Origin of the sequence: Nocardiopsis mangrovi (assembly GCF_042653925.1) — a bacterium.
In the GTDB taxonomy this organism is placed as follows: Bacteria; Actinomycetota; Actinomycetes; order Streptosporangiales; family Streptosporangiaceae; genus Nocardiopsis_B; species Nocardiopsis_B mangrovi.
On record NZ_JBHSFQ010000001.1, the window covers coordinates 161,699 to 188,355 of the forward strand.

Here is a 26,657-nt window from a genome sequence, read left to right on the forward strand (position 1 = left end):
CGTGCCGCAACCCCGGGCACGCTCCCCTCCTCGCTCCGCTCCACCGACCCCGCGAAAGGGCCTCCGGCCGGGGGCGGCGCCGGCTCCGCTCGCTCATCGGCTCGCCGTGCCGCAACCCCGGGCACGCTCCCCTCCTCGCTCCGCTCCACCGACCCCGCGAAACAGCCTCCGGCCAGAAGCGGCGCCGGCTCCGCTCGCTCATCGGCTCGCCGTGCCGAATGCGGTGGTCAGGCGGTCGATCGCCCTGTCTAGGACGTCGTCGCGCTTGCAGAACGCGAAGCGCACGAGGTGCCGGCCCTCGGCGGTGGTGTCGTAGAGGACCTGCGCGGGCACCGCGGCGACTCCGGCGGTGCGGGGCAGGGCGCGGGCGAACTCGATGCCGTCGGTGAACCCGAGCGGGCGGATGTCGGTCATGACGAAGTAGGTCCCCTGCGGCCGCAGCACGCCGAACCCCGCGGCGCGCAGTCCCTGGGAGAGCCGGTCGCGACGGACGGCGAGGCTGTCGCGCTGGGCGCTGATCCACGCGTGCTCGTCGCGGACGGCGTCGGCGATCGCGAGCTGGAGGGCGCCGTTGGCGGTGAACGTGAGGAACTGATTGACGGTCTGCACCGCGCGCACGAGCGGGGCGGGCCCCATGACCCAGCCCGTCTTCCACGCCGTCACCGAGAAGGTCTTGCCGACCGAGGACACCGCCAGCGTGCGCTCGCGCATGCCCGGCAGGGTCGCCAGCGGGACGTGGGCGGCGCCGTCGAAGGTCAGGTGCTCGTAGACCTCGTCGGTCACCGCGATGAGGCCGTGGTCGCGACACAGGCCGGCGATGACCTCCAGCTCGGCGGCCGTGAAGACCGTGCCCGTGGGGTTGTGGGGGCTGTTGACGAGGATCATCCGCGTGCGCGGGCCGATGGCGGCCCGCAGCTCATCGGGGTCGAAGGCGAACCGGCCGCCGTCAGCCTCGGGGCCGGGGCGCAGCGGGACCGGGCGGCGCACCCCGCCGGCCAGGGCGATGACGGCGGCGTAGGAGTCGTACATCGGCTCGAACAGCACGACTTCGTCGCCGGGTTCGATCAGGCCGAGCACGGCCGAGGCGATCCCCGCGGTCGCGCCGACCGTGATGTAGACCTCGCTGCCGGGGTCGTACTCCAGGCCGTAGCGGAGGCGGCGGTCCTCGGCGACCGCGGCGCGCAACTCGGGGCGGCCGGGGCCGGGCGGGTACTGGTTGACCCCGTCGCGGATGCGGCGCGCGGCGCCGTCGAGGAGCGACCGGGGGCCGTCGGTGTCGGGGAACCCCTGCCCGAGGTTGACGGCGTCGTGCTCCACTGCGAGGCGGCTCATCTCGGCGAAGATCGTCTCACCGAAGGGGCGCATGCGAGCGACAAGCGGTTCGTCCACACCGGGCAGCATAGACGCCGGGGCCGACAGGCCACCATGGCGCGGTGCGGCATGTACGGGGCGTGCCCGGCGGGTCGCCCGGGGGCGCGGCACATGGGCCCGCTTCCCGGCACGACGGATGCCGGGGTGGGCGGGCCGGCATCCGCGGCGGCGGGGCGCGGTGGGGGTCAGGTGGGGTTGGCCACGGGGCCGGCGACGCGCCCGGCCGCCCGCTGCGCGCGGACCTCGCGCAGGACGTCGTTGAGGCGGGCCATCTCCTCGTCGCTGAAGCCCTCGATGAAGCGGAGCATGGTGGTGCCGCGGTCGCCGCCGCCGCTGAAGACCTCGCTCATGACCCGCGCCGTGTGCTCCTCGCGGGACTCGCACGGCCAGTAGAGCCAGGCCCGGCCCGATTTCTCGCGGTTCAGCAGGCCCTTGTGGAACAGGATGTTGGTGACCGTCATGACGGTCGTGTAGGCGACTTCGCGGTCGTAGGTCATCGTCGCCCGGACCTCGCGGACGACGAGGGGGCCGTCCGCGGCCCACAGCGTGTCCATGATCGCGGCTTCGAGTTCCCCGAACTCCTTCACCTTCACGCTTCCCCACCTCCGATCCGCCATGCTAAGAGCGAAGCGGACGGCGGCGCGGTGAAACCGGTCCGAGCGAACAGATCCGCACCCGCGCCTGGGCGGCGACCGGCGTTTCACGGCCGGATCCGGACACCCGCCGTGGTTTCGCCGACCCCGGGCGCCGATTCGACGGCCACTGGCACGGCGAGCCGACGAGCGAGCGGAGCCGGCGCCGCCCCCGGCCGCAGGCCCTTTCCCGGGGCCGGTAGAGCGGAGCGAGGAAGCGAGCGTGCCCGGGCAAGCGGCACGGCGAGCCGACGAGCGAGCGGAGCCGGCGCCGCCCCCGGCCGCAGGCCCTTTTCCGGGGCCGGTAGAGCGGAGCGAGGAAGCGAGCGTGCCCGGGCAACCGGCACGGCGAGCCGACGAGCGAGCGGAGCCGGCGCCGCCCCCGGCCGCAGGCCCTTTCGCGGGGCCGGTGGAGCGGAGCGAGGAAGCGAGCGTGCCCCGGGAAGGACCGTGCGCCGGTTCACGCCCGCCCCGGCAGGGGCGGGCGTGAACGGGTCAGGTGAGTCCCTGGAAGTGGACCTCGGTCTGCTCGGCGAGGTTGCGCGGCACGACGTAGGGGCGCTCGGCGTTGACGTCGGGCCAGTTGTCCCGGAGCGCCTCGGCGCCGGCGTCGCCGATCACCGCGCCCGGCCCCTCCGCGACGAACACGCGCGCGACCCGGCCGCCGCCCACGGAGTAGGTCTCCCCCGACGTCTCGCAGTCCTCGTGGGCCAGCCAGACCACCAGCGCCGTGACCTTCTCCGGGGACAGCAGCTCGCGGGCGCCGGGCGGGAAGAGGTCCTCGGTCATGCGCGTGAAGGCGACGGGCGCGATCGCGTTGGCCGTGATGTCGTACTTCGAGCCCTCGATCGCCAGGGTCTTGGTGAGCCCGATGATCCCCATCTTGGCCGCGGCGTAGTTGGACTGGCCGAAGTTGCCGAACAGGCCCGCGAGCGACGTCGTGTTGACGATCCGCCCGTACCCGTTCTCGCGCAGGCGGCCGAACGCCGCCTGGGTCACGAGGAAGGTGCCGCGCAGGTGGACCGCCAGGACGTCGTCCCAGTCGGTGCAGGTGATGTTCTTGAACGCCTTGTCGCGCAGGATTCCCGCGTTGTTGACCACGATGTCGACCCGGCCGAACGCCTCGATCGCGGACTCGATGAGGGAGCGGGCGCCCTCTTCCGTGGCGACGTCGCCGCCGTCGGCGATCGCCGTGCCGCCCTTGGCGCGGATCTCCTCGGCGACCGCCTCGGCCGCCGATACGCCGGTGCCGTCGACGTCGTGCCTGCCGTCGACGCGGGCGCCGAGGTCGTTGACGACGACCTTGGCGCCGCGCGCTGCGAGTTCGAGGGCGTGCGACCGGCCCAGCCCGTGCCCCGCTCCGCTGACGACGGCGACGCGACCGTCGAACCGCAGTTCCGCCATGTCTCTCCTCCAAGCCCCCGGTCAGGGGGTTCCCGATGCGTCCTGCCGTCGCGGCGAGATCGGCCGCGAGCGCGCGGATCGGCGTGTGCTTCCGTGTGAATCGGTGTATCCGTCGCGGGTTCGGCGCCCGGCCACCGGCATGTACCCGCGAGCGGCCAGAATACGTTCCGCGGACCGGAGTTCCGGCCGAGGGCGCGACGACCCCTGCCCCCTGCCCCAAGCGAAGGAGCCCCAGCATGCCCGAGACCGCACCGACCGGCGCCGGAGACCGGCGCGCCCAGATCCGGCTGACCCCCGGCGAAGTGGCCGACTTCCTGCACTCCCACCGGAAGGTCCAGGTGGGAACCGTCGGTCGGCACGGCGAACCGCACCTGTCGACGCTGTTCTACGCCATGGTGGACGGCCGCCTCGCCTTCTGGACCTACGCCGCCTCGCAGAAGGCCGTCAACCTGCGGCGCGACGACCGCGTGACCTGCCTGGTCGACGACGGGGAGTCCTACGGCGAACTGCGCGGGGTCGTGCTGCACGGCCGCGCCGAGCTGAGCACCGAGCCCGAGACCGTGTTGCGGGTGGGCACCGCCGTGGCCGCGGCGATGACCGGAGCGGCACCGGAGTCGCTGGCGACCCCGGACGCGCAGGCCGGCCTGGCCCGCACCGGCCGCAAGCGGGTGGCGGTCTTCGTCACGGTCGAACGTACCGTGAGCTGGGACCACGGAAAACTGTGACCCCCGGCCGCAGCGACCGGGGGCCCGGTCGTGTGCGGCCGAGCCCGATCCCGCGTCCGGCGGAACCCCCGTGGGCCGCCGGGCGCCGGGACCGGCCGTCCTGCCCGCGCCGCGCACACCGGTTGAGACGCCGCCCGGGGCGCCGGGGTTCCGCCCATCGCGCCGAGGGGGCGGGATTAGCGGCGGGCGGGAGCGGGAATGGTGAGGGCAGCCCGCTGGACGGGGTCCGCGCCCCGCCCCGCCCCTCGCCCCGGATCCCGACGTCGCGGCCGCCTGGAAGCCCTGATGACCGGCATGTTTGTGAAGGATTGTTAGGTATCTCCCAGTCCCGTACCGACCTCGGGTCCCCATCGGCATGCCCGGACAAGTAGCCTGTAGCTGAGATTGCTGACCGGGCGTGTGTCCTGGGTGGCCTTGTGGAGCCGCCGCGCGTTGTGCCCGCCCTGGGTAGCGGCCATCTCTGCATACACACATTCACAAGCGAGCTGCGGAAGAGGGCGATCTCCGCCGTGTCGTCTGAGGCGTCTCAACCCCTGACAGATTTCGGCCCGAACGAGTGGTTGGTCGAGGAGCTTTATCAGAAGTACCTCGAAGACCCCAACTCGGTTGACAAGGCATGGTGGAACTTCTTCGCCGACTACAAGTCCGGCGCCACCAAGGCCTCCAATGGAACGGGCAACGGTGCCCCGGCAGCGGGTAGCGCTGCCAAGAGCGGCGCCAAGGCCGCACCGAAGCCGGCCCCCAAGCCGGCGGCGAAGCCGGCCGCGCCGGCCGCCTCCAACGGGGCCGCGGCCTCCGGCGGCGGCGATGACGCGCTGAAGGTCACCGAGGAGCGGCTGCGGGGCGCACCGGCGCGCACCGCGACCAACATGGAGTCCAGCCTCGCCCTGCCGACCGCCACGAGCGTGCGCGCGGTGCCGGTGAAGCTGCTCTTCGACAACCGCATCGTCATCAACAACCACCTGCGGCGCGGCAGAGGCGGGAAGGTCTCCTTCACGCACCTGATCGGCTACGCCATGGTGAAGGCGCTCCAGGCGATGCCGGAGATGAACAACGCCTACGTCGAGATCGACGGCAAGCCGGGCGTGGCAAAGCCCGAGCACGTCAACTTCGGCCTGGCCATCGACCTCCAGAAGCCCGACGGCTCCCGGCAGCTCGTGGTGCCCAGCATCAAGGCCGCCGACCAGATGGACTTCAAGGAGTTCTGGACCGGCTACGAGGACATCGTCCGCAAGGCCCGCAACAACAAGCTGGGCGTGCCCGACTTCCAGGGCACCACGATCAGCCTGACCAACCCCGGCGGCATCGGCACCGTGCACTCGGTGCCGCGGCTCATGCCGGGGCAGGGCACGATCCTCGGCGTCGGGGCCATGGAGTACCCGGCGGAGTTCCAGGGCGCCTCTCCCGAGACCCTGAACCAGCTGGCGATCAGCAAGGTCATGACGATCACGTCGACCTATGACCACCGGATCATCCAGGGCGCGCAGTCGGGCGAGTTCCTGCGCCGCATCCACCGCCTGCTGCTGGGCGACGACGGCTTCTACGACGAGATCTTCCGGTCGCTGCGCATCCCCTACGAGCCGGTGCGCTGGGTGCAGGACATCTCGGTCGGCAGCGGCGACGAGCTCGACAAGGCGAGCCGGGTCCAGGAGCTGATCCACGCCTACCGGGTCCGCGGCCACCTCATGGCGGCCACCGACCCGCTGGAGTACGAGCAGCGCCGCCACCCCGACCTCGACGTCCTGGAGCACGGGCTCACGCTGTGGGACCTGGAGCGGGAATTCCCCACCGGGGGCTTCGGCGGCAGGCAGGTCATGCGGCTCCGCGACATCCTGGGCGTGCTGCGCGACACCTACTGCCGCACGGTGGGTATCGAGTACATGCACATCCAGAGCCCGGAAGAGCGCGAGTGGATCCAGTCGCACGTCGAGCGTGAGCACGAGAGCGTCGGCCGCGACGAGCAGCTGCACATCCTGCGCCGGCTCAACAACGCCGAGGCGTTCGAGACGTTCCTGCAGACCAAGTTCGTCGGGCAGAAGCGGTTCTCGCTGGAGGGCGGGGAGTCCCTGATCCCGCTCCTCGACGGCGTGATCACCCGGGCCGCAAAGGCCGAGCTCGACGAGGTCGTCATCGGCATGGCCCACCGCGGCCGGCTGAACGTGCTCGCCAACATCTGCGGCAAGTCCTACGGGCAGATCTTCGGCGAGTTCGAGGGCAACCTCGACCCGCGCAGCGCCCACGGCTCCGGCGACGTCAAGTACCACCTGGGCACCGAGGGCACGTTCGAGACCGCCGACGGCGAGAAGATCGCGATCTCGCTGGCGGCCAACCCGAGCCACCTGGAGACCGTCGACCCGGTCGCCGAGGGCATCGTCCGTGCCAAGCAGGACATCCTGAACAAGGGCCCGCACGGCTTCACCGTGCTGCCGCTGCTGATCCACGGCGACGCCGCGTTCGCCGGCCAGGGCGTGGTGGCCGAGACCCTGAACCTGTCGCAGCTGCGCGGGTACCGCACCGGCGGCACCGTGCACGTCATCGTGAACAACCAGGTCGGGTTCACCACCTCGCCCGCCGACAGCCGCTCCAGCGTGTACGCCACCGACGTCGCGCGGATGGTGCAGGCGCCCATCTTCCACGTCAACGGCGACGACCCCGAGGCGGTCGTGCGGGTGGCGCAGCTCGCCTTCGCCTACCGGCAGGCGTTCAACAAGGACGTCGTCATCGACCTCGTCTGCTACCGCCGCCGCGGCCACAACGAGGCCGAGAACCCCTCGTTCACGCAGCCGCTGATGTACGACGTCATCGACGCCAAGCGGTCCACGCGCAAGCTCTACACCGAGGCGCTGATCGGCCGGGGCGACATCACGGTCGAGGAGGCCGAGCAGGCGCTGCGCGACTACCAGCAGCAGCTGGAGCGCGCCTTCGCCGAGACCCGCGAGGCCGGCAAGAAGCCGGTCGAGCCCGGGTCGGTCATCAAGCCCGAGGTGTTCGACGAAGGCCGGATCGACCACGCGGCGGTCTCCACCTCGATCACCCACGAGGTGGTCAAGCAGGTCATCGAGACCCAGGTGAACCTGCCCGAGGGCTTCACGCCGCACCCGCGGCTCCAGCCCCAGCTCCAGCGCCGGGCGCAGATGGTCGAAGAGGACGCGATCGACTGGGCCACGGGCGAGACCCTGGCCCTGGGGTCGCTGCTCATCGACGAGCACCCGGTGCGGCTGGTCGGCCAGGACACCCGCCGCGGCACGTTCGGCCAGCGGCACGCCGCCCTGGTCGACCGCAACACCGGCGACGTGCACACCCCGCTCAAGCAGTTCGACAAGGGGACGTCGCGGTTCTACGTGCACGACTCCCTGCTGAGCGAGTACGCGGCGCTGGGCTTCGAGTACGGCTACTCCGTGGTGCGGCCCGACGCCCTGGTCGCGTGGGAGGCGCAGTTCGGCGACTTCGTCAACGGCGCGCAGAGCGTCATCGACGAGTACATCAGCGCCAGCGAGCAGAAGTGGGGCCAGCGCTCCAGCGTCACCCTGCTGCTGCCGCACGGCTACGAGGGCCAGGGCCCCGACCACTCCTCGGCGCGCATCGAGCGCTTCCTCCAGCTGTGCGCCCAGGAGAACATGACCGTCGCGATGCCGACCACCCCGGCGAACTACTTCCACCTGCTGCGCTGGCAGGTGAAGTCGCCGTACCGCCGGCCGCTGATCGTGTTCACGCCCAAGTCGATGCTGCGGCTCAAGGCCGCCACCTCGGCCGTGGTCGACTTCACGTCGGGCTCGTTCCGGCCGCTGATCCCGGACTCCTCCGGTATCGACGCCAAGAGCGTCCGGCGCGTGGTGCTGTGCTCGGGCAAGGTGTACTACGACCTCGACGCGGCGCGCAAGCGCACGGGCGACACCCACACCGCGATCATCCGGGTGGAGCGGCTGTACCCGCTGCCGATCGAGGAGATCCGCCAGCAGCTCGCCGCCTACCCCGACGCCGGCGAGGTGCTGTGGGTGCAGGAGGAGCCGGCGAACATGGGCCCGTGGCCGTTCGTGGCGCTGGTGTTCTCCGAGCAGCTCGACCGCCCGTTCACCCGGGTCTCCCGCGCGGCCGGCTCATCGCCGGCGGCGGGGTCGGGCAAGCGGCACGAGGCCGAGCAGCAGGCGCTGGTCAACACCGTGTTCCCGCCGACCGACTAGGCGGGGTCCGGTGATGCCCTGATGTACTACACCGACCGGGGGATCGAGGAGCTGGAGAGCCGGCGCGGCGACGACCACGTGTCCGTCGCCTGGCTGGCCGACCGGCTCCGGACCTTCACCGACCTCAACCCGGAGTTCGAGACCGCCGTCGACCGGCTGGCCACCTGGCTGGCCCGGCTGGACGACGACGAAGAGGACTGACAGAGGCGAGCGGCCCCGGCCGCCGTTCCGGCCCCGACGGGGGGCGGGCGGCGGCCGGGGCCGTTTTCGCCTCACTGGCACATTCCCCTGACAGGGCGCGTCGGCGGGGGTTACCGTCACCCCATGAGCACGCAGACCCCTGGGCACCCCGACCGGACCCACCCGGCCGACCGGGGTTTCACCGCCCTCGAACTCGCCCCGGAACGGGGTGTCCGGCTGTCCTATGAGGAGTTCGAAAGGGATCTCCTCCGGCGCCGCAGAGAGACCCCGGGCCGGGAGTCCTGGCGGTTCGAGCGGCGCCAGCAGGCCAGGGAGCGCGACCACCCGGGCTGGGCGGAGTTCGAGCGGGGCCGGTGGGACGAATCGCTCCGCCTCCTCGAGCGCCACCGCCCGGGGTTACGGGCGCAGGTGCGCGGAGAGCAGGACCTCGGCGCCGCCGCCCGCCGCGTGCGCGTGGTGGAGGAACCCCTCACCCCGTACCTGCAATGGGAGCTGCACCTGCTCCGGATCCAGGCCGAATGCGGCCGGCCGGTCCGGATCGTCCCCGGCGCGGCCTTGGGCGCGCTCGAAACCTCGGCCCCCCTGCCCGAGGTCATCGTCGTCGGCGGCCGTGCCCTCTACGAGATCGTCCACACGCAGGCCGGCCTCATCGACGGGGCGGTCCTCTTCACCGATCCCGGCCTCGCCGGGCGCTGGCAGCGTTTCATCGGCGAGCTCTTCGCCAATGGCGAGGACGTCCGGTCCTACACCGACCGCTACGTGTTCCGCCTGCCGCCGCCCCGGCCGTCGGCGTAGGCGGCCCGCCCCGCTGCGCCCGCCCCGCGCGTCCCGCGTCCGGGGCGCCGGCCCGGGCCCGCCGGCCCGGCGCGCGAGAGCCCTTCCCGCCTCCCCCGGACACCGGCGGCGTTCCACTGTGAGCCGCGCTCTCCCCGTCCGACCGGGGCGTTCGCCGGCCGGACCACCCCGGGTCCTCCCCTCGTGCGCCGCGAGGGCGTAAGGTTCGGTCCTGCCCCCGGGCTTCGCCCCGCACCACGGGCACGCCCGCGGCCTTGAGGGAGGCCGGGCGTGCCGACCCACCGGTTCCGTGTTCGAGGGAGGTCGCGGAGCCGGCCGCCGCCCGCAGGCGCGCCGCCCCCGCTGCGCCTGCGGGCGGCCCAGCGTCCCGTCCGGGTCCGGGTTCAGGTCCGGCCCCGTCGCGCGTCCTGCTCAGGGATGTCCCTGGGGCTACCCCGGAGCGCCCCCGAATTCTCGCGACATATCTTGAAGTCGCCCGACTCGCGACATATCGTGATTCCTATCAGAACCGCGAACCGAAAGGGATCCGATGGCGCGATGGACCATCGACCAGCCGACGACGCGCACACTCGACGGGATCGTGGCCCTGCGCGTGCGCATCATCGGCGGCCACGTCAACATCCTCCCCACTGACGACCCCGTGACCTTCGAGGTCTCCGACATCGTGGGGGAACCCGTCCTCGCCACCCAGGAGGCCGGGATCCTCACCATCACCTACGAGGACCTGACCGGCAGCGGCCTGCTCGACCGCCTCTGGCCCATCCAGCTCTCGGGCTACCTCGGGGTCGCCCGCCGCTCGGCGACGATCGGCGTGCGCGTCCCCCGCGACTGCCCGGTGGAGGTCACGACCCTCTCCGCGCCGGTCGTGGCCGCCGGGCTGACCGCCAAGACCCAGCTGCGCACCACCTCGGGCGACATCACCGTCGACGATCTCGGCGGCGAGGTCGAGGTCAACACCGTCTCGGGCAACCTCGCGGCGCGGGGCCTCAACGGCGGCCTGCGGTTCAACAGCGTCGGCGGGCAGGTCGCGGTCGCCGGGGGGCGGCTCGCCGACTTCTCCGGCAAGACCGCCTCCGGCCAGCTCCTCGCCGATGTGGACCTGGCCCCGTCCGCGCGGGTCCGGCTGGCGTCGATCTCCGGCGAGATCGCCCTGCGGCTCCCGGCCGAGACATCGGCGACCGTCGACCTGCGCTCGGCGTCCGGGCGGCTCGACTCCGCCTTCGGCCTGGACCGGCGCGACCTGCGCGGCCGCAGCCACCTCAGCGGCAAGATCGGCAGCGGGGTCGACCCGGCCGGCATCACCACCACGACGGTCTCGGGCGCGACGTCGCTGCTGCGGCGCTCGCCCGACGCACCCGCCGCCATCCCGGAGGGCACGCGATGAGCACCATTTTCGGCCACGGCCGCCTGCGCCTGTACCTGCTCAAGCTGCTGGACGAGAGCCCGCGGCACGGCTACGAGATCATCAGCCTGCTCCGCGACCGGTTCCTGGGCGTCTACTCGCCCTCCCCCGGCACCATCTACCCGCGCCTGGCGCGGCTGGAGGAGGAGGGCCTGGTCACCCACGAGGAGGTCAACGGGCGCAAGGTCTACCGCCTCACCGACAAGGGGCGCGCGGAGCTGCGCAGCCGGGGCAAGGACCTCGACGACCTGGAGCGCGAGATCACCGACTCGGTGCGCGACGTCGCCCGCGCGGTGAAGGAGGACGTCCGCGACACCATCAGCTCGCTCCGGGAGGAGCTGAAGTTCGCCGCCGGAGGGGGGCGCCGCTCGTCCCGGACCGAGACCGGAACGTCCGCGGCGCCGCCGCACGGCGGCCGGGCGGGCGACTCCGGCGGCTCCGGCACGGCCGGCTCCGCCGGGGGCACCGGGGACGCGCAGTCCGCGGACACCGGCGGCGCGGGGGCGTCGGGCTCCCCCGGCGGCGACGCCGGGACGGAGTCCCGCGACGGCAAGGACCGCACCGGTTCGTGGTGGGAGCGCGACTGGGAGCGGTTCGCCCAGGGCTTCGGCTCCCTGGGCGGCGGCTGGGCGCGGCGCGGGTCCAATGAGCGCCCGGAGTTCGAGCAGGCCCTGCGCGACTTCTCCGAGCGCGTGCGCGACGTCGTGCGGGAGGCGGGCCACGTCGGCGAGTCCGCCGCCCACGACCTGCGGCGGATCCTGGACGACACCGTGGACGTCATCCGGCGCGACGTGAGCACCTGGGGCCCGCGGGACGCCGGCACGGACCGGCCCCGGGACGGTTCGGCCGCCGGAGGAGAGGGCGCGGACGCCGGAGGCCCCGCGGAACCGGGCGCCGGCCCCTCCGGGGACCGTTCCTCCGCCGGAACGGCGGGCGACCCCTGGAGCACGGCCACCGGCGAGGCGGCGGCCCCGGGCACCGGCCCCGCCGACAGCGAGCCGGCGGAGGACGGCGATACGTGGGCCACGGCGACCCGCGAGGACGGTCCCGGCGCGGGCGGAACCGCCGGGTCCGCGCCGCCGGCGTCCGCTCCCGGGGACACGGCGGGCCCGGCCGACCGGTCCGAGAACGGGAGTGCGCCCGAACCCGGAGCGGGGCGGGAGACGGAACCGGAATCGGGCCCCCGTTCGGAGACCGGAACCGCTTCCGATGCCGGACCGGAACCGGACGCGGAATCCGTGACCGGACCGGGACCGGACGCCGGCGGACAGGGCGCGGCCGCCCCGTCGGACGACGGAGGCGACCAGTGGGCCACCGCGACGCGCGAGGACGGACCGGCCTCCGGCTCGCCGGAGCCCGGCTCCGGCCCGGAGCCGGGTGACGGCACCCGCCGCTGACCCGCGGACACGATGGGCGCCACCCCTTGCGGGGTGGCGCCCATCGCCGTATCGGCGACGGATCCGGCCGCCGTCCCACGGCCGTCCGCTCCCGACGGCCGTACCGGTCGGCGGACCGCACCCCTACGGTCCGCCCGACCCGCGGTCCGGGACTCCAGGTGGACGCCCGGGCGGCGGAACCGGTGGCCGCCTATGGCCACGGGGCCGGGGGCGGGGACCGCCCGCGGCGCGGGCGGGGCGCCAGCCACCGCGAGGGGAGGGTGTTCGGGCCGGGGGCCACCGCGCACCCTGTGGTACGGCCCCGCCCTGTCCGGTTCCGGCCCAGGGCCCTTCCGCCCTTGCGGTGGACGGGATCGCGGGTACGCGGACGGCCCGCCGCGGCGCGCGGGCGCCGGGCCGCCGGGCCGGCGCCCGCCCGCCGGCCGCCCCGGGAGCGGGCCGCGCCCCGCCCGCCCGGTCACACCGTGAAGACGACCTTGCCGAACAGCTCGCCCTTCGCCATGGCCGCGAAACCCTCTTCGGCCCTGGTCAGCGGCAGTACCCGGTCGATCTCGGGGCGGACACCGGTCCGGGCGCAGAGCTCGGCGACGCGGCGGAGCTGGTCCCGGGTGCCCATGGTCGAGCCGACCACGGACAACTGGAGGAAGAACATCCGGGTGAGTTCGGCCGAAGGAGCGTCGCCGCTGGTGGCACCGCAGGTGACGATCCGCCCGCCGGCGCGCAGGGACCGCACCGAGTGGGGCCACACGGCCGCGCCGACGGAGTCGAAGACGGCGTCGACCTTCTCGGGCAGCCGCTCACCCGCCTCCACCGCGGCGTAGGCCCCGAGGCGCAGCGCGCTCTCGCGCTTGGCCTCGCTGCGGCTGGTGGCGTAGACACGGTGGCCCGCGGCGCTCGCCAACCGGATCAGCGCGCCGGCCACACCGCCGCCCGCGCCCTGCACCAGGACGGTGGAGCCCGGCTCCAGGCCCGCCTTCTCGAACACCATCCGGTAGGCGGTCAGCCACGCGGTCGGCAGGCAGGCGGCCTCCTCGAAGGAGAGCTCGGCCGGCTTGGCGACCAGGTTGCGGCGCGGAACGGCGACCTTCTCGGCGAGCGTGCCGTCGTACACCTCGGAGAGCAGCGAACGGCGGGGGTCGAGGGTTTCGTCACCGCCGCCGGCGCCGGGGTCGCCGATCACCGCGTGCACGATGACCTCGCGGCCGTCCTCGTCGACGCCCGCGGCGTCGCAGCCGAGCACCATGGGCAGGCGATCGGCGGAGAGCCCGACCCCGCGCAGGCTCCAGAGGTCGTGGTGGTTCAGGGCCGCCGCCTTGACGGTGACGGTGGTCCAGCCCTCCCCCGGTTCGGGATCGGGGTGCTCCCCGGCGTGCAGGCCGGATATCGGGTCGTCCCTATCGATGCGCGCTGCGGTGATGGCGAACATGGCACCGACACTAAACGAGCGGGAGTGGCGAGGCGCACACCGACCCGGGGCTCGGCCCCGATCAACTGCGGCGAGTGCCCGACAAATCCATGTGATCATATAACCACGTTGGGTAAGCGACCGTGTTCGCGCGGTGGATCGCGAACGTGCGTTCCACTCGACGACACCGCCCCTCTCTTATCTCCCTCGCGCAATTGCACCGCAGAAAAACGGCAACTCGGTTATCGAGTAGCCTTCTCCCGGTTCTCGATTCGGCCTCTCCCCCCGGAAAAGGAGGCTCCAGTGGCTGTAGCCAACAACCCAACCGTCCGCCGACGTCGCCTTGGTGTTGAATTGCGACGTCTGCGAGAGAACGCCGGAATGACCGGAGAAGAAGCCGCCGAGCGCATGTCGTGGTCGGGCAGCAAGTTGTCGCGAATCGAACGCGGACAGGTCGCGACCAACTCAGACGATGTCCGTGACCTGCTGGAACTCTACGGCGTCAGCGACCCCGGCCTTCGCCAGACCCTCGTGATGCTCGCACGGGAGTCGCGCCGGCGCGGCTGGTGGCACGTCTACGGAGACGTCATGCCCGAGCGCTTCGAGGTCTACCTGGGGCTCGAACCCGAGGCGAGCACACTCCGCTTCTATCAGTCCCAGATCGTGCCGGGCCTCTTCCAGACCGAGCCCTACGCACGCGCCCTCATGGGCGCGCACCCGGCACCGGTCAGCAGGGAGGAGATCGACCGCCGGACCGAACTGCGGACCCGGAGGCAGGAGCTGCTGCTCGCAGAGGACCCCCCGGACGTCTGGGTGGTCATGGACGAATCGGTACTGCACCGCTGCGTTGGGGGGCGCACGGTGATGGCCGATCAGCTGGCTCATTTGCTTGAACTGGGCGAACGATCCCATATCACCGTACAGATCGTTCCCTTCACCACAGGAGCCCATTCAGGCCTGAACGGGTCGTTCGACATCTTGGAGTTCACGGAATCGGATCTGTACGCACCGCGGCTCGTCCATTTGGAAAATCTCACCAGCAGTCTCTACATAGAAAAGGCGAAAGAGGTCCGCGTGTACACCGTCGCCTTCGAACACCTGCGCACCGCGGCGCTGCATCCGGAGAGGACACGGGAGGTCATCAGTGAGGTGGAGCAGTGCCTGCGTCGCCGGGAGGAAGAGGAACCAGATGAAGAATGAAGGAGGCGCGGCATGGCCGCGAATGATCCGCAGCGTCCGAGGTGGCGCACGAGCTCCTACAGCGGCACTGGTGGAGGGCAGTGCGTGGAGGTCGCGGAGCTGAACACGGGCGTCGGGGTCCGCGATTCGAAATCCCCGGACGCAGCGGTACTGAGTTTCCCCCATGGTGCGTGGGCGGCCTTCATCCGGGCCGCCGCACGCCGCCGCCTCTGAGACGAGGGAGCCGGAGGGCCCCCGTCAGATGGTGATCCGGAGCGGGAGAACCCCGCTCCGGACCGACTACTAAGAATGACCGTACGACTACGCTCGGGCCACGCCGTCCTTGCGCGCCTGCTCGGCCACCGCGGCCGAGACCGCGGGAACGACCCGGTCGTCGAAGGTGCTCGGGATGATGTAGTCGGCGGCGAGGTCGTCGCCCACGAGGTCGGCCAGAGCGTCGGCGGCGGCCAGCTTCATGTTCTCGGTGATGTCGGTGGCGCGGGCCTCCAGGGCCCCGCGGAACACCGCCGGGAACGCCAGCACGTTGTTGATCTGGTTGGGGAAGTCGCTGCGCCCGGTGGCCACGACGCTCGCGTACTTGCGCGCCACATCCGGGTGGATCTCGGGGGTGGGGTTGGCCATGGCGCAGATGATGGCGTCGGGGGCCATGGTGGCGACCACGGATTCCGGCACCTCGCCGGCGGACAGCCCGATGAAGACGTCGGCCCCGGCGAGCGCGGCCTCGATCGACCCCTGGAGCCCGGCGCGGTTGCTGATGCCGGCCAACTCGGCCTTGACCGGGTTCAGCCCCTCGCGCCCGGCGTAGATGACGCCCTTGCTGTCGGCCACCGCGATGTCGCCGATCCCGCCGTCGACCAGCATCTTGGTGACGGCCACGCCGGCGGCTCCGGCGCCCGACACCACGACCCGCAGGTCGCCGAGCGTGCGGCCGGTCAGGCGGGCGGCGTTGCGCAGCGCCGCGACCGTGACGATGGCGGTGCCGTGCTGGTCGTCGTGGAAGACCGGGATGTCCAGCCGCTCGCGCAGCCGCTTCTCGATCTCGAAGCAGCGGGGGGCGGAGATGTCCTCCAGGTTGATCCCGCCGAAGGACGGGGCCATGCGCACGACGGTCTCGACGATGTCGTCGACATCGGTGCAGGCCAGGGCCACCGGAACGGAGTCGATGCCGCCGAACTGCTTGAACAGCAGCGACTTGCCCTCCATGACCGGCAGGGCGGCCTCGGGGCCGATGTCACCGAGGCCCAGGACGGCCGAGCCGTCGGTGACCACGGCGACCAGATTGCTCTTCCAGGTGTAGGTGTCGACCAGTTCCGGGGTTTCGGCGATGGCGCTGCACACGCGCGCCACACCGGGGGTGTAGGCGAGGGCCAGGCCCTCGTGGTCGACGACGTCGACCGTGGGGCGGACGCCGAGCTTTCCGCCCCGGTGCAGGGCGAACGCCGGATCCGCGTCGAGATGAGAGTGGGAATCGGTGGTCAACTCTTCAAACCCCTCGTCTAGGTGCTCGCCCGCGCCGGCCATGACGCGAACGGCCTGTGTACGAACAAAGGCAGCGCGTGGGGACCCGAGGGTGCTAGGGGAACCCCTCCACAGCGGCCGACCAGGGCCGGGATGATGGGGAGGGGGTGGTCTCCACTGGGCTCGTATGCGAACCAGGCGCTGCCGTGAGCACGGGGTTGACCCGTTACAGAATCATCTCACAACGGTGACCACCGCAACATGCCGGACCGGCACGATGTATCGTCCACCTTTCTTACGATATTTCGTAAGATGCGCCAAACCACAGATCAGGCGTACCGCAGTGTTGGACCGACCACCCTACGGCCGCACGACACCCGGATGAAGGAGTACTGACGTGGCTGTGCCGAAGCACGCGATCCTGTCGGCCGCCCGCAGCGGACGCCTCGCCTCCGTTGGCGCGATCGCCGCTGTTCTCGCCCTCACCGCATGCGGCGGGGGCGGTGGCGGGGAGGAGCCCGCCGGCGACGGGGCCGCCTCCGCTCCCCAGGTCGAAGCCGACCCGGAGCTGGCCGAGCTGGTACCCCAGGACATCCGGGACCAGGGCAGCGTCCGGATCGGTACCGACCCGAGCTACGCCCCCAGCGAGTTCCTCGACACCGACGGCTCGACCGTCATCGGCTTCGATGTCGAGCTCTTCAACGCCGTGGCCGCCAAGCTCGACCTGGAGACCCAGTGGGAGCCGTCCTCGTTCGGCACCATCGTCGAGGGCGTCTCCACCGGCAGCTACGACGTCGGCGTCTCCTCCTTCACCATCAACGAGGAGCGCCTGGAGCAGGTGAACATGGTGGGCTACTACACCGTGGGCACCCAGTGGTTCACCACCGCGGGCAACCCCGAGGGGGTCGACCCCGAGAGCGCGTGCGGGCTGGCCATCGCCGTGCAGGCCGACACCGTCCAGGTCGAGGACATCGAGGCCCGCAGCGCACAGTGCGAGGAGGACGGCGAGCCCGCCATCGAGATCAACCAGTTCGAGGGCCAGGACCAGGCCACCGAGTCGATCGTCTCCGGGCGCAACGTCGCCGGCCTGGCCGACATGCCGGTCGCCGTGTACGCGGTCGAGCAGACGGGCGACCAGCTGGAGACCCTGGGCGAGCAGTACGAGGCCGCTCCCTACGGAGCGATCGTGGCCAAGGACGACACCGAGCTGGCCGACGCGATCGCGGCGGGGTACCAGTCGATCATCGACGACGGCACCTACGCCGAGATCCTCGCCGGCTGGGGCCTCGACCAGCAGGGCACCCTGGAGACCGCCGAGGTCAACCCGAGCGTCGAAGGCTAGAGACTCAAAGCGTGACGACAATGCCTGACTCTGACGACACCCGGCCGCCGGAGCCCCCGGCGGCCGGGTCCGCCCCGCCCGAGACGATCAAGGCGGTGCCGGTCCGCTATCCCGGACGCTGGGCGGCCTCGGCCGTCCTGCTGGTCCTCGCCGCGATGTTCGTCAACATGCTGCTGACGAACGACGCGTTCCAGTGGCCGTTCCTCTTCGAGAACATGTTCGCGCCGCCCGTGCTCATCGGGGTGCGCACGACGGTCATCCTCGCGGCGCTGTCCCTGTTCATCGGCATCGTCCTGGGCATCGTCGCAGCCATCATGCGGCTGTCGGCCAACCCGATCCTGGTCGGCCTGGCGTGGCTGTACACCTGGTTCTTCCGGGCCGTGCCGCGGCTGGTCCTGTGCGTCCTCTTCGGCAACCTCGGCATCCTCTACACCACCCTGGAATTCGGGATCCCGTTCGACAACTACTGGATGCCGCTGCTCGGCCTCGAGGGCGACGCCCGGTTCTTCTCGGTCCCGATGAACACGCTGCTCACCCCGTTCCTGGCCGCGGTGCTGGCGCTGTCACTGTCACAGGGCGCCTACATGGCCGAGATCGTGCGCGCGGGCCTGCTGTCGGTCGACAAGGGCCAGACCGAGGCCGCCCAGGCCCTGGGCATGAGCCGGGGCAAGGTGCTGCGGCGGATCACCCTTCCGCAGGCGCTGCGGGTCATCGTGCCGCCCACCGGCAACGAGGCCACGGCCATGCTGAAGGACACCTCCCTGGTGTCCGCCATCCCGCTCACCACCGAGCTGTTCTTCCAGCTCCAGGCGGTCGGGGCGCGGACGTTCAACCTCTTCCCGATGCTGGTCGCCGCATGCCTGTGGTACCTGGCGATCACCAGCGTGCTGATGGTCGGCCAGTACTTCCTGGAGCGGTCGTTCAGCAAGGGGGACCGGCAGGCACAGGCCGGGATCACCATGATGCGCAGCAAGGCGGGACATTGATTCGGGAAGCGACGGACGGCCCGGTGGACGACCGCATGGTCGTGGCCGAGAAGGTGCACAAGAGCTTCGGCCGCCTGGAGGTCCTGCGCGGCATCGACCTCGAGGTGCGCCGCGGCGAGGTGATGTGCGTGATCGGGCCGTCCGGCTCCGGCAAGTCCACCTTCCTGCGCTGCGTCAACCACCTGGAGAAGGTCACGTCCGGGCGGCTGTGGGTGAACGGCCAGCTCATGGGCTACCGCCAAAAGGGCGGCAAGCTCTACGAGCTGCGCGACACCCAGGTGGCCGCCCAGCGGCGCGGCATCGGCATGGTCTTCCAGAACTTCAACCTGTTCCCGCACATGTCGGTGCTCGGCAACGTCATGGAGGCGCCGGTCCAGGTCAAGGGCGAGAAGAAGAACGAGGTGCGGGAGAACGCCCTGCACCTGCTGGAGCGGGTCGGCCTCGCCGACAAGGCGGCCTCCTACCCGCGCCAGCTCTCCGGCGGCCAGCAGCAGCGGGTGGCCATCGCCCGGGCGCTGGCCATGCGCCCCGACCTGATGCTGTTCGACGAGCCCACCAGCGCCCTCGACCCCGAGCTCGTCGGCGAGGTCCTCGACGTCATGAAGGACCTGGCCGAAGAGGGCATGACCATGATCGTCGTGACCCACGAGATGGGCTTCGCCCGCGAGGTCGGCGACTCCCTGGTCTTCATGGACGGCGGCGTCGTGGTGGAATCGGGAGCGCCGCGCGACGTGCTGGGCTCGCCCCGGCACGAGCGGACCCAGGCGTTCCTGTCCAAGGTCCTCTGACAGTTCCTACGATGGGGGCGGGTGGCGGCCGGAACGGGCCGGCCCGCCCCTTCCGCGCGTGCACCGCGCACACCCGCACAGCCGCACAACGAGGAGCAGCACCGTGATCCGCCCTGCCCGCCCCGATGACGTCCCGGCCATCCACCGGCTGGTGCGCGACCTCGCCGAGTACGAGAAGGAGCCGGAGTCGGCCACGGCCACCGAGGCCGACTTCCACGCGGCCCTGTTCGGCGCGCACCCCGCGGCCTTCGCCCACATCGCCGAGCACGCCGGGGACGGCGGCACGGAGATCGCCGGGTTCGCCCTGTGGTTCCGCAACTTCTCCACCTGGACGGGCCGCCACGGCATCTACCTGGAGGACCTCTACGTCCGCCCCGAGCTGCGCGGACACGGCTACGGCAAGGCACTGCTCGCCGAACTCGCCGGCATCTGCGCGGCCCAGGGCTACACGCGTCTTGAGTGGTCCGTTCTGGACTGGAACACGCCCTCGATCGACTTCTACCGCGCGCTGGGCGCCGTGCCCATGGACGAATGGACCGTCTTCCGGCTCCACGGGGACGCGCTGGCGAAGCTCGGCGGAGGCGTACGCGCCTCGTAGCGCCCGGCCGACGAGCAGCCGGGACCGCTCTCGCTCGCGCAGAGGCGTTCTCACGCCCGTGAATCGACGCCTACCGGCACGCCCCACGGCAAGTCGTGGTTCCTCCACACTGGACACAAAAAAGGCCCCGGGAATCCGTCCCGGGGCCTGATGCCGCCTTGCGTTCGCACTCTACAGGCTCAACTCCGCTCACAGCCCACGGTGAACCGCCACTGTGGGCGTACTCTGACCCCAAGGATCAACCTTGAGGGTGGTGCCCAATGTTTGACGAGTTGCCCCCAGAACTCACTACGGGGGAGCGGATCCGCATCATTCGGGAGCGCCGGGGACTAACCCGGAAGGTTCTCGCGGGCCTCGTGGGTCGGTCGGAAGACTGGCTTAAGAAGATCGAAAACGGAGACAGGGAGCTACGGAGCATCACGCACTTCGTGCGCTTGGCCCACGCGCTCCACGTCCCCAACGTGGCCGTTCTGACCGGGGACGAACTTTCCATCCCCACGAATCCCGTCGGCAAGCTCTCGCACGCCTCCGTTCCGAACATCCGGGCCGCGATGCACGGGGCGTCGTTCTCCGGAACACCAACGTTCGGTGTCGAAACGCCGGAACGCCTCCGGGGACGCGTGGACGCCGCGTGGAAGCTGTGGCACACGAGCGCACACCAGCGGACGGAAGTCGGGGGAATCCTGCCTGCCCTTCTCCAGGACGCTCATGCGTCCATCCGTGGCCACTCTGGGGACGACCGCAGAGCCGCGCACGCGGCCACGGCCGACCTTTACCGCCTCGTCCAGCGGCACCTAGCGCACATCTGCGAACCCGAACTTTACTGGTTGGCCGTTGATCGTGGCCGCGCCCATTCCGAAGAGGCTGACGACCCGCTTTCCCTCGCGTCCGCCGCGTGGTCTCTCGCGATCGGCCAACGGGCATCCGGGTACCCGGACGAGGCGATCCGGTCGGACGAGGCCGGAATCGCCCTCATAGGTGACCGGCTGGACGAGGGACCGGACTACGTGGGGATGTTCGGAGCACTACACCTTCAGGCGGCCACATCCGCCGGACTTGATGGACGAGGCGGGGACGCGGCGCGGTACCTGGACGAGGCGGACCGGATCGCGGAACGGCTCCCACACGGCTACTCGCACCCCATGTCCGCGTTCGACTCGGGGAACGTCGGTGTTCACTCGGTGAGCGTTGGTGTTGGTCTCATGACGCCGGGGGACGCCCTTCGCGCGGCGGAGGACGTGGACCCGGAGACGATTCCGTCTCTCGAACGACGGAGCCGCCTCTTTCTCGATATCGCGGCGGGTCACGTCCAGCGCGGGGAAGCAGCGGCGGCCGTTCACTACCTGTCCCGGGCACACAAGACGTCCCCGGAGGGTGTCCGCTACGTTCCAATGGCCCGTGGCGTGGCGCGGGATCTCGTGAACGTGGCACGTGGTCCCCTGAAATCGGATGCCGTGGCATTGGCCGAAGAAATCGGAGCAAAAGCCGCATAGTGCCTGTTTCATGAGGGGGACAGTCTGTCCCCCTCATGAGCTTGTGCAGGCCATACGGTCCCTGCATGAGTGAGAACGAAATCCCCCCGGAGGACGTCCTTCGCCGTCTTGAGACGTCGCTTAGCGCGGCGGGCCTGGTCTTCCCGTCGCTTGCCATTGACCCCTCCCAGGTTTTGAACAGTCGCCTGGTTGAGCTGGGACGCGTGAACTTCTCTACTGCTTGCCGCTTGGCGGACGTGATACGCCGTGGCGCGGTGACTCAACACCCCACGGCCGCACTCTCGGAACAGCACATTCCGGATTGCCCGTAATTGGCGCAGATGAGCCACGAGACGTAGCGGCAGTCGCCGCGTCATCCGTGACTCCTGACGTTCCGTGTGACGAATGGCGCTGCCTCACAGGCACGAGCCGCTAGCCGCAATCGACGTATACCACCCCAAAAAACCAGGTCGCCCCGGCGTCGCGCGAACGACCCGGGGCACGGCCACCGATCGCACCTGGAGCGAACGATGACAGAAAACAGCGTACCGGCCCGCCGGAGGCGCGTACGGCCATACCGGGCCAAATGGGAAGCGGATGCCGAACGCGCCCGGCGTCTCGCCGTAGCCGCGTGGCACGCGAAGCGCACGCGATTCAAGCTCACGCCCGTGATCGCGGCGCTCCGGGCTCAGCCTGAACGGCGGGCCGCATGATGACGGTCAACATCCAGCAGGTGAGCATGTCTGAGTTGCGGGTGTGGGCAGGGGAGCGTGCGGCGGAAATCGTAGAGATCAACTCTCGGGATTTGGCGGGAAACCGGATCTTCACGGCCTCCGACGGGGACGAGAGCCGCGTGGCCACGGTTCCGCCGGATGAACCTGTCACGGTCCGCGAGGCATGGGACGCAAGGCTCTACGACGCGCTTTCGCGCATGTCCGACGTACAGCTACGTAATTACGTCTGGCAGCGCCTTACGTACGGCTACACCGGTCCCCAGACCTAGGACCAGCGGGCCGCTCCGGGGACAGGAACGCGGCCCGCCGCACCCCCCTACCTCCAACGCGACGCGGGAAGTGCAGCCGGAAGGCCAAGCCACCCGCGCGCAAGCACGACGAAAGGCCCCTATGACCGGCCCCCGCCGCTCCCCTGCCGCGACCGTGACAACCCTGCACACGGATACCGGCCGTCGTACGGCACCCGGAGTGCCCCGGCCCCTCCCCCGCATCCCGCGTGGCCGCACAGCGGTTACGGACGGGCATGGGCGGACGACCAGGGCGAGACGACGGAGAGCGCACCGTGAGCGACACACCTACAACTCCGTGCCTGAACTGCAAGACCCAATGCCCCATTGATTCGCCTTATGGCACGGCCGGAGCGCCAATGTTTTCTCAAAAATGCGAAACCATCTGGGAAGCGGGCAAAATCGTGGGTCAGGCGAACAGCCAGGGCGGAGAGCGCGCCAAGCAAAAGCGCTTTGGGAAGTGGATTTAATTGGCTCCGCGCGTGGGCAATCGGCACCCCTGGCGATCCCACGCGCGGGCCGGATGGGGTTCTGGAGTCCCCTGTCCGGCGCGGCCCCGGCGGTGCGCGGTGTTGGTTGAGCGCCGCGCATGGTAGGCGGCTACCTGCACTTGGGGTAACGGTAGTCGCTACGGGGCCGTGCATAAGCCCTCCGCACACGCTCAGGAATCCAACTTCGGGCGTGCGCGGAGGTACCAATGGGGCTAAGTCCCCCTAACCGATGAAAGGAGGATCCCCCATGAAGGTCCTTATCCGATCAATCAGACGCGCAATCCGAATGCTCGCCGACTGCGAGGAATGCGGAACGGCGCGCCAGGATTTCGAAGACTGCCCCAATCTGAACTTTCCTTCGCGTACGCAATAGCGCCAGCGTAGACACTCCGTACACAGATGCCCTCCCCGGGCATGCGGAGGCGTCCATAGGGGCCGTGGTTAGTTCGTTCAGCCACGGCCCCAATTCCCATGCCCGGAAACTCCATTGTAGCTATCTACCGATAGCGTTTCCTCACCCCTCCGACAGGCGACAGCACGATATCCCTCCTGGATTATGGAGTCTCGGCGCAACGCCCCAACGAGAGGATACGCCAGTGACCGCGATTCTCCCCGAAAAGATCACCGCTCCCCTCTTGGACCTGCTTTTCCTTGACCTCACCAGGAAATGTCAGCTCGAATGCGTCCACTGCTACAACGACAGCGGCCCCAGGGGCGGCCACGGCATCATGATTCGTGAGGACTGGATTCGCACTATCGATCAGGCCGCCGCGCAAGGTGTACGGCGGATTCAGATGATCGGTGGTGAGCCCACCATGCATCCCGATTTCGCGGAGCTGGTGACGCACGCGCTGAACGCGGGCATCCAAACAGAGGTGTTCAGCAATCTCGTCCACGTCTCTCCCGCGAACTGGACGCTGTTCCAGCGGCCCGGCGTCTCTCTCGCCACGTCGTACTACTCGGACAGCGCGGACGAGCACGACGCGGTGACCGGCCGCCGGAGCCACGCCCGTACGCGGGCGAACATCGTGCGGGCCGTCGGCTTCAAGATCCCCCTCCGTGTGGGCATCATCGCGGCCTCCGATGAACAGCGCGTGGCGCAGGCACGGGCGGAGCTGGAATCCATGGGCGTGGCCGCGGAGCGCATCCGGGTAGACCGCGCGAGGGAGTTCGGGCGTGCGGGCAACGAGGCCCCGGACACAGCGAACCTGTGCGGTCGGTGCGGAACGGGCCGTGCCGCCGTCGGCCCGGACGGTACCGTGTCCCCGTGCGTGATGTCCTCGTGGATGCGCACGGGCAACGTCCAGGCCGCGACGCTGGCCGATATCCTCATGGGTCCGGAGATGGAGCGCGCGAATGCCGCGATCCGCACCACGGTCCGGGCCGGAGCATGCGACCCTGATGCGGTCGATGATGACACCGAGGACGAATGTACGCCCGGTGTCCCAGGAAGTGAGTGCAGCCCCCGTAACTAAAGAGGAATCTATGAGCGACCTCCCCGGACCTGATTTCCGATCGCTAATCCAGCAGCATAGCGGAGACGTCGCGGATATCCGACGAACTGAACGCGGATTCATGTCCGATATCACGGCGGTTGTCGAGAGCGAAAAAGGTACGTTCTTCGTTAAGGCTATGAAGAACAAGCCCGGCGGTCGGTTGGACTCCCTCTCTCGCGAACGCCTCGTCAACCCGGCCGTTCACGGCATCTCGCCACATCTGCTCTGGTATGCGGAGGACGAGGCATGGGCGGTTCTCGGATTCGAGTACATCGAAGGTCGTCACGCGGACATCACGCCCGGCTCTCCTGATCTTGCGGCGGTCACAGATGTAATCGACCGAATCGGCAGATTGGAGCTACCGGACGTCGCCAAGGATTGGCGTGAGACCAGGTGGGACCGGTTCGCCGAGAATGCGGCGGCGGAGGCCGAACTGTTCGCGGGTGACGCTCTGCTCTATACGGACATCCATCCGAGTAACGTGATCATCGGAGCCGAATCCGTGTGGGCCGTTGATTGGGCGTGGCCGACGCGGGGAGCCGCGTTCATCGATCCCGCGCTACTCGTCCTACAGCTCGTGGCCGCCGGCCACACTCCGGCCGAAGCGGAGTCGTGGGCGGATAGGTGCGACGCGTGGGTCACGGCGGACCCCGTGGCCGTGGACGCGTTCGCGGCGGCTACGGTGCGCATGTACACCGTCTTCACAGAACGTAAGCCAGACTCCGCGTGGCTCCGCGCCATGGCGAACGCAGCCCGCTCGTGGACGGAGCATCGGGGCGTGAAGGTGAGTCCCCCGGAGTGACCGGATCACGGGGAGAGAGGCCCCGGAGTCGGCTCCGGGGCCTTTCGCATTGCGACAGAACATTCTCAAGAAGCAGGTGGACGGCTACATCGGGCGGCGCTCGCGACCGGCCGCGGGCGTGAGTCGGCCGGGTGGCGCTTCGCCACAGGGCACGCGGGATCGTCCAGCCAGACGGCTTGCCCGTCCGGGGTGACCGTGAGGCCGAACCTCGTGTGGTCGGGCTCTCCGGCGTCCTTCCACCATTCGTAGGCGGCGGCCAGTTCATCGAACAGGTTCCGGGGGCCATGCTGCTTCACCCCGTAGTCCTGCGACTCCGCCTGGATTCTCCATGACGCCCACGATCCCGATTCCGGGTCCATCAGGAATACCGTGTACCGCTGTCCCGCCCGATCGTCGTCGTCATGGACGAGGGTCGACTGCATTCCGTGGACGCGTACACCGATCGCAAAGGACGCCGAGAAATCACCTACGGGTTCGTGCGGGTGAAGGGAGGTGACCGTCTCCGTGTAGTCGTGCTCCGGCCTGACCCTGTCCTCGACCGCCCCGTGCGGCGTCCTCTGGTCGCGTACCCACATGAACCCGGTGTCGCCGGCGAAGCGACCAGAGGCGGTCCCGTCGCCGGAGACCCGGAGGCGGAGGAGGGCCCCGCTATGGAACGCCGTCCCCCACGGGGTGATGACCTTCCCACCGGGAGCCGTTTGCTCGACCCACGCATAGGGAACGCGGTGCACGGCCGCCGTGGACAAGACCCGATCGTACGGGGCATTCGGGAGGTGGCCCTTGGTGCCGTCCCCGCTGACCACCTCCACAGGCCAACCGGCGTTGGCCAAGGCGGCACGGGCCCGCAGCGCCAGGTCGGTGTCGATCTCCACCGTGGTCACGTTCTCCGCGCCCGCGCGGAACGCGATCAGCGCGGCGTTGAACCCGGTCCCGGCCCCGATCTCAAGGACGCGCGTTCCCGGTTCGATGTCCGACGCGTCGAGCATGAAGGCGACCACGCTGGGCATGGAGGCCGACGACGACACGTATCCGCGTCCGGTACCGGTCCCGTCGTCCAGCTGCACGGCGATGGGCTCGTCCGAATAGCAGGCCGCCAGCCACGCGTCCGGCGCGTCGCTCCGCCGGAGCGGAACGGGCTTCCCATTCGTCCGAAGCCAGATGGTCTCGGGGATGAACAGGTGGCGCGGGACGGCAGAGAACGCGGCCCGCCACGCCGGGGGCATCGCCCCGGCGAGGCGGGCCTGAAGCGCACGAGGGTCACTCACTTCTCTTCATCGTCCCTCTCGTGCCTTCCGCCGCCACTTCCCCCGTCATTGGGGGTCGGCGGGGGCGGCGGCTTGTCCTTCTGGCCGTCCCAACGAGACGGATCTTCATGCTTTCCCATTCCCACACCCCTGTTCGCGTAGCGAAACCGCCCGGACGCCCGGAGTGATCCCCGCGCGTCCGATAGGCAAAACGAACGCGGCGTGACCGCAAGTGGCATGGCCTAA

21 protein-coding genes and 1 pseudogene are annotated in these 26,657 nt (G+C 70.3%); 16 read left to right on the forward strand and 6 right to left on the reverse strand.

Translation table 11 applies throughout. From position 1 onward, the window contains the following. Positions 1 to 198 precede the first annotated feature (198 nt). From ACFO4E_RS00775 to ACFO4E_RS00785, 3 genes are all read right to left on the reverse strand, one after another. Entirely contained in the window at positions 199 to 1,389 is a 1,191-nt protein-coding gene (locus ACFO4E_RS00775) for a pyridoxal phosphate-dependent aminotransferase (RefSeq protein ID WP_378570476.1), read from the reverse strand. 167 nt (positions 1,390 to 1,556) lie between these two features. Next, positions 1,557 to 1,958 (reverse strand): BlaI/MecI/CopY family transcriptional regulator, encoded by a 402-nt coding sequence (locus tag ACFO4E_RS00780; protein ID WP_378570918.1) that lies wholly within the window; start codon positions 1,956 to 1,958, stop codon positions 1,557 to 1,559. Between the two features lie 540 nt (positions 1,959 to 2,498). Further along, positions 2,499 to 3,407, reverse strand: a complete 909-nt coding sequence (locus tag ACFO4E_RS00785) for an SDR family oxidoreductase (RefSeq protein ID WP_378570477.1) — start codon at positions 3,405 to 3,407, stop codon at positions 2,499 to 2,501. A 236-nt stretch (positions 3,408 to 3,643) separates the two neighbouring features. Here ACFO4E_RS00785 and ACFO4E_RS00790 point away from each other — a divergent pair, with 236 nt between their 5' ends. The 6 genes and pseudogenes from ACFO4E_RS00790 to ACFO4E_RS00815 all read left to right on the forward strand — a co-directional run. Then, positions 3,644 to 4,132: a pyridoxamine 5'-phosphate oxidase family protein gene (locus tag ACFO4E_RS00790; RefSeq protein WP_378570479.1), complete on the forward strand. Its 489-nt coding sequence runs from the start codon at positions 3,644 to 3,646 to the stop codon at positions 4,130 to 4,132. 509 nt (positions 4,133 to 4,641) lie between these two features. Next, the gene (locus tag ACFO4E_RS00795; RefSeq protein ID WP_378570481.1) at positions 4,642 to 8,313 is read left to right on the forward strand and encodes a multifunctional oxoglutarate decarboxylase/oxoglutarate dehydrogenase thiamine pyrophosphate-binding subunit/dihydrolipoyllysine-residue succinyltransferase subunit; all 3,672 of its coding nucleotides are present in this window, start codon (positions 4,642 to 4,644) and stop codon (positions 8,311 to 8,313) included. 21 nt (positions 8,314 to 8,334) lie between these two features. Next, complete coding sequence (locus ACFO4E_RS00800) at positions 8,335 to 8,514, forward strand: DUF6104 family protein (protein ID WP_378570483.1); 180 nt, start codon at positions 8,335 to 8,337, stop codon at positions 8,512 to 8,514. A gap of 123 nt (positions 8,515 to 8,637) precedes the next feature. Then, a complete protein-coding gene (locus tag ACFO4E_RS00805; RefSeq protein WP_378570485.1) occupies positions 8,638 to 9,309 on the forward strand; it encodes a DUF6879 family protein in 672 nt (223 codons plus the stop codon). A gap of 529 nt (positions 9,310 to 9,838) precedes the next feature. Continuing rightward, positions 9,839 to 10,693: a DUF4097 family beta strand repeat-containing protein gene (locus ACFO4E_RS00810; RefSeq protein ID WP_378570487.1), complete on the forward strand. Its 855-nt coding sequence runs from the start codon at positions 9,839 to 9,841 to the stop codon at positions 10,691 to 10,693. Further along, positions 10,690 to 11,766: pseudogene (locus ACFO4E_RS00815) on the forward strand (PadR family transcriptional regulator); the annotation flags it as partial. The gene ACFO4E_RS00810 and the pseudogene ACFO4E_RS00815, both read left to right, overlap by 4 nt. A gap of 799 nt (positions 11,767 to 12,565) precedes the next feature. Here the strand turns inward: ACFO4E_RS00815 and ACFO4E_RS00820 are convergent. Further along, the gene (locus ACFO4E_RS00820) at positions 12,566 to 13,534 is read right to left on the reverse strand and encodes a zinc-binding dehydrogenase (RefSeq protein WP_378570489.1); all 969 of its coding nucleotides are present in this window, start codon (positions 13,532 to 13,534) and stop codon (positions 12,566 to 12,568) included. Positions 13,535 to 13,816: 282 nt separating this feature from the next. Between ACFO4E_RS00820 and ACFO4E_RS00825 the strand changes: the two genes are divergently transcribed. Beyond that, positions 13,817 to 14,713, forward strand: a complete 897-nt coding sequence (locus ACFO4E_RS00825) for a helix-turn-helix domain-containing protein (RefSeq protein WP_378570491.1) — start codon at positions 13,817 to 13,819, stop codon at positions 14,711 to 14,713. A 12-nt stretch (positions 14,714 to 14,725) separates the two neighbouring features. Beyond that, positions 14,726 to 14,926, forward strand: coding sequence for a DUF397 domain-containing protein (locus ACFO4E_RS00830; protein ID WP_378570493.1), 201 nt, complete (start codon positions 14,726 to 14,728; stop codon positions 14,924 to 14,926). Positions 14,927 to 15,013: 87 nt separating this feature from the next. Here the strand turns inward: ACFO4E_RS00830 and ACFO4E_RS00835 are convergent, their stop codons facing one another. Further along, positions 15,014 to 16,192, reverse strand: a complete 1,179-nt coding sequence (locus ACFO4E_RS00835) for an NAD(P)-dependent malic enzyme (protein WP_378570495.1) — start codon at positions 16,190 to 16,192, stop codon at positions 15,014 to 15,016. Between the two features lie 400 nt (positions 16,193 to 16,592). On the opposite strand from ACFO4E_RS00835, the gene ACFO4E_RS00840 reads away from it, so the two are divergent. The 8 genes from ACFO4E_RS00840 to ACFO4E_RS00875 all read left to right on the forward strand — a co-directional run bounded on the left by ACFO4E_RS00840 (position 16,593) and on the right by ACFO4E_RS00875 (position 25,167). Next, positions 16,593 to 17,513: an ABC transporter substrate-binding protein gene (locus ACFO4E_RS00840; RefSeq protein WP_378570920.1), complete on the forward strand. Its 921-nt coding sequence runs from the start codon at positions 16,593 to 16,595 to the stop codon at positions 17,511 to 17,513. 20 nt (positions 17,514 to 17,533) lie between these two features. Then, a complete protein-coding gene (locus tag ACFO4E_RS00845) occupies positions 17,534 to 18,499 on the forward strand; it encodes an amino acid ABC transporter permease (protein WP_378570497.1) in 966 nt (321 codons plus the stop codon). A 35-nt stretch (positions 18,500 to 18,534) separates the two neighbouring features. Then, positions 18,535 to 19,287 (forward strand): amino acid ABC transporter ATP-binding protein, encoded by a 753-nt coding sequence (locus ACFO4E_RS00850; protein WP_378570921.1) that lies wholly within the window; start codon positions 18,535 to 18,537, stop codon positions 19,285 to 19,287. 103 nt (positions 19,288 to 19,390) lie between these two features. After that, positions 19,391 to 19,885 (forward strand): GNAT family N-acetyltransferase, encoded by a 495-nt coding sequence (locus ACFO4E_RS00855; RefSeq protein WP_378570499.1) that lies wholly within the window; start codon positions 19,391 to 19,393, stop codon positions 19,883 to 19,885. Between the two features lie 260 nt (positions 19,886 to 20,145). Beyond that, a complete protein-coding gene (locus ACFO4E_RS00860; protein WP_378570501.1) occupies positions 20,146 to 21,378 on the forward strand; it encodes a helix-turn-helix domain-containing protein in 1,233 nt (410 codons plus the stop codon). A 688-nt stretch (positions 21,379 to 22,066) separates the two neighbouring features. Then, a complete protein-coding gene (locus ACFO4E_RS00865) occupies positions 22,067 to 22,360 on the forward strand; it encodes a hypothetical protein (protein ID WP_378570502.1) in 294 nt (97 codons plus the stop codon). A 1,105-nt stretch (positions 22,361 to 23,465) separates the two neighbouring features. Beyond that, positions 23,466 to 24,344, forward strand: a complete 879-nt coding sequence (locus tag ACFO4E_RS00870) for a radical SAM/SPASM domain-containing protein (protein ID WP_378570504.1) — start codon at positions 23,466 to 23,468, stop codon at positions 24,342 to 24,344. Between the two features lie 10 nt (positions 24,345 to 24,354). Further along, positions 24,355 to 25,167, forward strand: a complete 813-nt coding sequence (locus ACFO4E_RS00875) for a protein kinase (protein WP_378570506.1) — start codon at positions 24,355 to 24,357, stop codon at positions 25,165 to 25,167. Between the two features lie 65 nt (positions 25,168 to 25,232). On the opposite strand, the gene ACFO4E_RS00880 is transcribed toward ACFO4E_RS00875, so the two are convergent. Then, positions 25,233 to 26,432 carry a methyltransferase domain-containing protein gene (locus tag ACFO4E_RS00880; RefSeq protein ID WP_378570508.1) on the reverse strand — a complete coding sequence of 400 codons (1,200 nt, stop codon included), beginning with the start codon at positions 26,430 to 26,432 and terminating at the stop codon, positions 25,233 to 25,235. Between the last annotated feature and the right edge of the window lie 225 nt (positions 26,433 to 26,657).

Excerpts from the sequence above, each read along its gene's own strand:
- ACFO4E_RS00850 (WP_378570921.1), top strand. The coding sequence starts at position 18,535 with ATGGTCGTGGCCGAGAAGGTGCACAAGAGCTTCGGCCGCCTGGAGGTC.
- ACFO4E_RS00830 (WP_378570493.1), top strand. The coding sequence starts at position 14,726 with ATGGCCGCGAATGATCCGCAGCGTCCGAGGTGGCGCACGAGCTCCTAC.
- ACFO4E_RS00785 (WP_378570477.1), bottom strand. The coding sequence starts at position 3,407 with ATGGCGGAACTGCGGTTCGACGGTCGCGTCGCCGTCGTCAGCGGAGCG.
- ACFO4E_RS00800 (WP_378570483.1), top strand. The coding sequence starts at position 8,335 with ATGTACTACACCGACCGGGGGATCGAGGAGCTGGAGAGCCGGCGCGGC.
- ACFO4E_RS00790 (WP_378570479.1), top strand. The coding sequence starts at position 3,644 with ATGCCCGAGACCGCACCGACCGGCGCCGGAGACCGGCGCGCCCAGATC.
- ACFO4E_RS00875 (WP_378570506.1), top strand. The coding sequence starts at position 24,355 with ATGAGCGACCTCCCCGGACCTGATTTCCGATCGCTAATCCAGCAGCAT.
- ACFO4E_RS00820 (WP_378570489.1), bottom strand. The coding sequence starts at position 13,534 with ATGTTCGCCATCACCGCAGCGCGCATCGATAGGGACGACCCGATATCC.
- ACFO4E_RS00805 (WP_378570485.1), top strand. The coding sequence starts at position 8,638 with ATGAGCACGCAGACCCCTGGGCACCCCGACCGGACCCACCCGGCCGAC.
- ACFO4E_RS00845 (WP_378570497.1), top strand. The coding sequence starts at position 17,534 with ATGCCTGACTCTGACGACACCCGGCCGCCGGAGCCCCCGGCGGCCGGG.
- ACFO4E_RS00860 (WP_378570501.1), top strand. The coding sequence starts at position 20,146 with ATGTTTGACGAGTTGCCCCCAGAACTCACTACGGGGGAGCGGATCCGC.
- ACFO4E_RS00810 (WP_378570487.1), top strand. The coding sequence starts at position 9,839 with ATGGCGCGATGGACCATCGACCAGCCGACGACGCGCACACTCGACGGG.
- ACFO4E_RS00865 (WP_378570502.1), top strand. The coding sequence starts at position 22,067 with ATGATGACGGTCAACATCCAGCAGGTGAGCATGTCTGAGTTGCGGGTG.